The 5,993-nt window shown below is 51.2% G+C and carries 3 protein-coding genes; all 3 read left to right on the top strand.

From position 1 onward, the window contains the following. Positions 1 to 50: 50 nt before the first annotated feature. Positions 51 to 4,946, top strand: coding sequence for a two-partner secretion domain-containing protein (locus tag IQ260_RS26465; protein WP_193996076.1), 4,896 nt, complete (start codon positions 51 to 53; stop codon positions 4,944 to 4,946). A gap of 224 nt (positions 4,947 to 5,170) precedes the next feature. Beyond that, the gene (locus IQ260_RS26460) at positions 5,171 to 5,362 is read left to right on the top strand and encodes a hypothetical protein (RefSeq protein WP_193996075.1); all 192 of its coding nucleotides are present in this window, start codon (positions 5,171 to 5,173) and stop codon (positions 5,360 to 5,362) included. Between the two features lie 6 nt (positions 5,363 to 5,368). Continuing rightward, the gene (locus IQ260_RS26455) at positions 5,369 to 5,911 is read left to right on the top strand and encodes a two-partner secretion domain-containing protein (protein ID WP_193996077.1); all 543 of its coding nucleotides are present in this window, start codon (positions 5,369 to 5,371) and stop codon (positions 5,909 to 5,911) included. The last annotated feature ends 82 nt before the right edge of the window (positions 5,912 to 5,993 follow it).

Here is a 5,993-nt window from a genome sequence, read left to right as displayed (position 1 = left end):
TGTCTATACCCTCTACGATCGCACGCCTTAGCTGTGCCTGGCTTACCCTAATGGCCCTCAGTGCAGCTGTGTGCGATCGCGCCACTGCCCAAGCACTACCCCAGATCGTCCCTGACGGCACCCTAGGATTAGAGTCTTCCGAGCTGATCGACGAATCCCCCACAGAGCAACTGATTCGTGGGGGAGCCCAGCAGCAGGGCAACCTATTTCATAGTTTTAAGCAGTTCAGCATCGATGCAGGCCATCAGGTCTATTTCACGAACCCCACGGATGTGGTGCGAATTTTTGGCCGGGTCACAGGATCGCAACCGTCCGATATCCTGGGCACCCTGGGTGTCCGTGGGGATGCAGATCTATTTTTGCTGAACCCCAATGGCATTCTGTTTGGTCCCGATGCCCAGCTTGATGTGGCCGGGTCATTTACTGCGAGTACGGCAAACAGCGTTGTATTTTCTAATGGTAACGAGTTCAGTGCGGTTACACCGACAGCACCGTTGCTAAACCTGGATGTACCACCAGGGGTGCAGTTTAATACTCAGTCTCAGCCGAACGGAAATTTGACTAACGAAGCTGATTTAGCAGTTGGTGAGGGGCAAACACTAACGCTGTTTGGCAATTCTGTGTCGAGCACTGTGAGCTTAGCCGCTCCCAATGGCAATGCACAGATTGTGGGCAACCAAGTTGAGCTAATCGACAGTATCGCATCAAGTATATCAGAACCATCCGGCAATACAAATCTCTTAGTCCAAGCGGCAGACAACATTACTGTAGCCGACATCACGGATAATACACTGTTGTTTGCAAATGGAACCGGCCAGATTACTTTAGAAGCCAATGCCAATGGAGATAGTACAGGCAATGTAATAATGTTGGACTTGCAGGATACTCTGCAAACCAATGGACGGGATTTAACCATATCAGGTATGGACTTTGTATTGGGAAAAATTGATACGTCAGTGCAACCCGAAACTCACATCTTCGATGTTGATGCAGGTGGTCGAATACCCCCGTCTGGCACTCGTGGGAGATCGACGTTTACGTTTACTGTACCTGTTGAAGTTGGTCCAATCACCGATTTGGACGTTCGGTTTTCTGCAGCACATACTCACGCTGGTGCTTTAAGTGCATGGCTCTCCTCACCCAATGGACCGTTGCAATTACTGTTTAGTCAAGTAAGAAGGGGTGGCGAAAACTTTCAAGATACTGTGTTTGATGACGAAGCCTCAAGAGATATCGGGTCTTGGGGTAGCTCTGCACCATTTGAGGGGAGCTTTCACATTAATGGAGTCGGTGGTCTCGCTGTTTTTGATGGTCAGACATCAGAAGGGATATGGACTCTCAGGGTTCTAGATAATGGGGCTGGTGGCGGTTCTGGAACATTATTTCAGGCGGGGGATGCTGCACCTTGGGGAACGGCTCAAGGCACCCAGCTAATAGTTAATTCGACAGTATTGGCAGCAGGCGAAGGCAACGGCGGTGCGGTAAGCTTAGAGGCTCTGGGTGACATCATTGTTGCTGAAGTCGTTACCGCTGGCATAGGAGTAGGAGAGGACGGTGGCTCAGGGGGGAATGTTTCTCTGGTGGCAGGAGGAGATATCCAAGTGGGTATTCCTGCCAGTGACAGTCTAATCAACGCTGGTAGTGAGGAAATTCCTGGTTTGATTAATGCTGCGGGGAGCAAAGACGGTGGTAACGGCGGTCGAATTCAGATCAATGCTGGGGGAAATGTGACGTCGACTGGAGATATTGATGCCTCCTCGTCCTCGTTCGCGAACTTGTCTTCGGACTCGAACTCGAACTCTCAGAGTGGAAACGGGGGAGATATCTCAATTTCGGCGGCGAGGGATGTGATAATTGCAGGTAGCCTGTCCTCGTTCTCGAACTCGGACGTGGACGTGGCTTCGAGCTTAGTCTCGGACTTGGACTTGGACTCTGAAAGTAGGAATGGGGGAGATATCTCAATTTCGGCGGTGGGGGATGTGACAATTGCAGGTGACCTGTTTTCCTACTCGAACTCAATCTCGAGCTCGGGCTCGGACTTGGAGTCGAATTCTAAGAGTGGGAATGGGGGAGATATCTCAATTTCGGCTACGAGGGATGTGGCAATTGCAGGTAGCCTATCCTCCTACTCAGACTCGAACTCGTCCACGGCATCGTTCTCAGAGCCGTCCTCGTCCTTGCCCACGGTTTCTGAGAGTGGGAATGGGGGAGATATCTCAATCTCTGATGCGAGGGACGTGATGATTGCAGGTAGCCTATTTTCGTTCTCGGACTCGTCCTCGTTCTCGGACTCAGTCTCGAGATCGGACTCGTTCTCTAAGAGTGGGAACGGGGGAGGCATTTCAATCTCTAATACGAGGGATGTGATCATTGAAGGTAGGCTATCTTCATATTCAGACTCGGTCTCGGACTCGTTCTCACCCTCTGAGGGGGGGAACGGGGGAGATATTTCAATTTCTGATGCGAGGGATGTGATCATTGAAGGTGGCCTATTTTCGTACTCAAGATCGTTCTCGAGTACGATCTCGGACTTGGACTTAGACTTGGACTCTAAAAGTGGGAACGGGGGAGATATTTCAATTTCTGATGTGAGGGATGTGATCATTGAAGATAAGCTATTCTCTTACTCGAGTTCAAGTTCGAACTCGAACTCAAGCTCTGAGAGCGGTAACGGGGGAGATATCTCAATCTCGACTACGAGGGACGTGACAATTAAAGATAGGCTACTCTCGGACTCGTCCTCATTATCGAGATCAGACTCGTTCTCTCAGAGTGGGAACGGCGGAGATCTCCGTCTTTTCTCTAATCTCGGGGATATCCTTACACATTCAATTCAAACAAATTCATATTCATCTAACACTGCGGGTAGTGGTGGAATGATTTCCCTCAAAGCTGCTGACGGTTTAATTCAGGGTAATGATGCAGAAATATTGACGTTTGCAGTTACTGAAACCGGGGGGAGCACAGGTGTAGGAGGAGACATCTACCTCGAGGCAGCATCTACGATTTCAGGGCTCGAGATCATAACTCTCGCAAGTGGAAATAACTCTGGGAGCGTTAACATCCAGGGCATTGACAACAACTTAACTATTAAAGATCTAAGCTTGATCATCAGTGGCCAAGTCCAAATTCCTGATCCTTCAAACACTGACAGAGTCATTACCTTAGACCTGAATAATTTAGGTCAGTCAGGTAACACGCACATTGATAGTACCGGAGACATTAGTCTAAACAACGTGAACATTGACGCCAGTGCAAATAGCAACCAGACCGCAGGCGGCGTTACCATCCAAACCCCTGGTCAGCTTACTTTTACCAATAGCCAAATCACTAGCAACGCCAACAGCATAGGCGATGCTGGTACTATTCGTCTCGACGTTGGGCAGCTCAATATCGGCAACGGCGGACGCATCTTTGCGGCTACTTCAGGTGCTGGCAACGGCGGTAATGTCATTATTGATGCTACTGACTCAGTCTTCCTTGGCGAGGGTGTGCAAGACTTTGAGCCAGTTATCTCGGTTGCGGCTAGCGATGCGGGTCGCCCTGGCAATATTGTCATCAATACGCCTAATTTTGTTCTCTCAGAAACGGCTAGCATTACTGCGACAGCAACTGAAACCGCAACAAACCTGGAAGAGGGTGGCAGCATTAGTCTAAATGCAGACGAGATGGATTTGTCAGGGATCGTCCGTATCTTGGCCGAAACCCAGGGACAATCACCGGGAGGGGTACTCACCCTACAGCCCTACCAGAGCAATCCTAATTTAGACCTAACCCTGGCATCGGGAGCCGTCGTTTCGGCCTCTACCACCAGCAGTGGCAATGGAGGTGGTCTAGAAATTCTTGCGCCTGAATCGATTAGTATCAGTGGGCCAGGACGTCTCACGGTTGAAACCAGCGGCACTGGTCGCGGCGGCGACATTGACGTCACTTCACAGCAGCTGCGGCTGGCCGACGGGGTAACACTCTCAGCCTCCACCACGGAGGCTGGGCAGGCAGGCGATATCACCCTATCCCTGACCGACAGTCTTGAGATTAACAACAGTACGGTCACCTCCAGCACCGAAGCCAACTCCACTGGACACGGGGGCAACATTTCTGTGACGGCACCCAACAGTGCCCTACGTAACGGCGGCACCATCGCAGTCAGCTCCCAGGGAACTGGTCAGGGGGGGCAGGTAACTGTAACGGGCGACCAGCTGATTCTGGCAGACGGCAGTCGCATCAGCGCCACCACCCTCAGCAGTGACGGCGGCGACTTGACCTTTGACCTGCAAGATTTACTGTTGCTACGGGGCGGCAGTGAGATTTCTACCACCGCTGGCACTGCTGGTGCAGGCGGTGACGGGGGCGACATCACCATTGATTCTCGATTTATTGTGGCCACCCCTAACGAAAACAGCGATATTGCAGCCAATGCCTTTGATGGTAACGGCGGTAACGTTGATATCACGGCCACAGGTGGCCTCTTTGGCATTGAGCCGCGTCCCGAACGGACACCCCAAAACGACATCACCGCTAGCTCTCGCAACGGCGTCTCAGGCACCGTAACCGTCCAAACCCCAAACATTGACCCCAGCCAGGATGCGGTCAATCTTCCCACCAGTCCAATCACCTCAGAAGTGGCCCGCAGCTGTCGTGAGACCTATGTGCAGACCGGTAGTGAGTTTGTCGTGACAGGTCGAGGCGGTCTACCCCAAGGCCCTCTAGATTCAGCTGCAACAACCCTCTGGCAGGACGTGCTGCCAATCGCAGGCGGTGAATTTGAGAGCAATGAACAGATCACCTCTGAGTCCGAGGATAATGCTGCGATAGATGCTGGAACAATCTCTGCTCCGATTGTTGAGGTGCAGGGCTGGACTAGAAACGAACGAGGTCAGGTTGTTTTGGTAGCAGAAAACCCGCAACAGGTCGCTGTGGGACAGCCGTTGGCCTGTCAGGGGTAGAGGATTGCAACCTGTCTTAATATGGTGAAAAGTGTGTTGGAAAGATTTCAGTCGTCTGAGATTGTAGTGATTGGGAGAGCGATCGCAACCGTCGCGCAGTCGAGATCAATGTTGCAGTCAAATTAGTCCGAGCAGTTTTGAACTAAACATTCAAGGTTAAGAAGTATTGAAGAACCCTAATTCTGCCCGTAAGATTACGGAAGTGCTACAAACCTTGTTTGCCTATGCCCTCCACGATTGCACGTCTGAGCTGTGCCTGGTTTACCTTGATTGCCCTGAGTGCGGGTATGTGCGATCGCGCCACTGCCCAAGCACTGCCTCAGATCGTCCCCGACGGCACCCTAGGATTAGAGTCTTCCGAGCTGATTGACGAATCACCTACAGAGCAGCTGATTCGCGGTGGCGCACAGCGGTAGGGAAACCTGTTCCATAGCTTTGAGCGGTTTAACATCGACGCAGGGCATCAAGTTTATTTCGCGAACCCTACGGACGTCGTGCGAATTTTTAGTCGGGTCACAGGGGCACAACCGTCCGATATCCTCGGCACCCTGGGGGTAAATGGGAGTGCAGACCTATTTTTGCTAAACCCCAATGGCATTATGTTTGGCCCCAATGCGCAGCTCGATGTGGCCGGGTCCTTTACTGCTAGTACGGCAGACAGCGTTGTATTTGCCAACGGTAGTGAGTTCAGTGCTGTTGCACTGGAAGCGCCGTTGCTTAACCTCAATGTGCCACCAGGGGTACAATTCAATACTCAGAATCAGCCGAACGGAAATCTGATTAATAAGGCTAATTTAGCGGTAGGTGAAAGGCAAACCCTAACGCTATTGGGTAACTCTGTGTCGAGCACTGTGCGCTTAGCTGCCCCCAATGGAAATGCGCAGGTTTTAGGCAACCAGGTCGAGCTGATTGACAATGCAACATCAGGTTTATCAAGACCCCACGGTACATCTGTGACAGGTTAAACAAATGACGTAAACGTCAAGTCATCTCTTGGAAAAGGCCTCAAATCAAGTTTAGCTAAGGGTTTACGAAGTTTTTTGACCA

Origin of the sequence: Leptolyngbya cf. ectocarpi LEGE 11479, from assembly GCF_015207065.1 — a bacterium.
In the GTDB taxonomy this organism is placed as follows: Bacteria; Cyanobacteriota; Cyanobacteriia; order Phormidesmidales; family Phormidesmidaceae; genus Leptothoe; species Leptothoe ectocarpi.
Note: the sequence above shows the minus strand (reverse complement) of the source record. Positions and strands in the feature narration are given on the sequence as shown.

Excerpts from the sequence above, each read along its gene's own strand:
- IQ260_RS26465 (WP_193996076.1), top strand. The coding sequence starts at position 51 with ATGGCCCTCAGTGCAGCTGTGTGCGATCGCGCCACTGCCCAAGCACTA.
- IQ260_RS26460 (WP_193996075.1), top strand. The coding sequence starts at position 5,171 with ATGCCCTCCACGATTGCACGTCTGAGCTGTGCCTGGTTTACCTTGATT.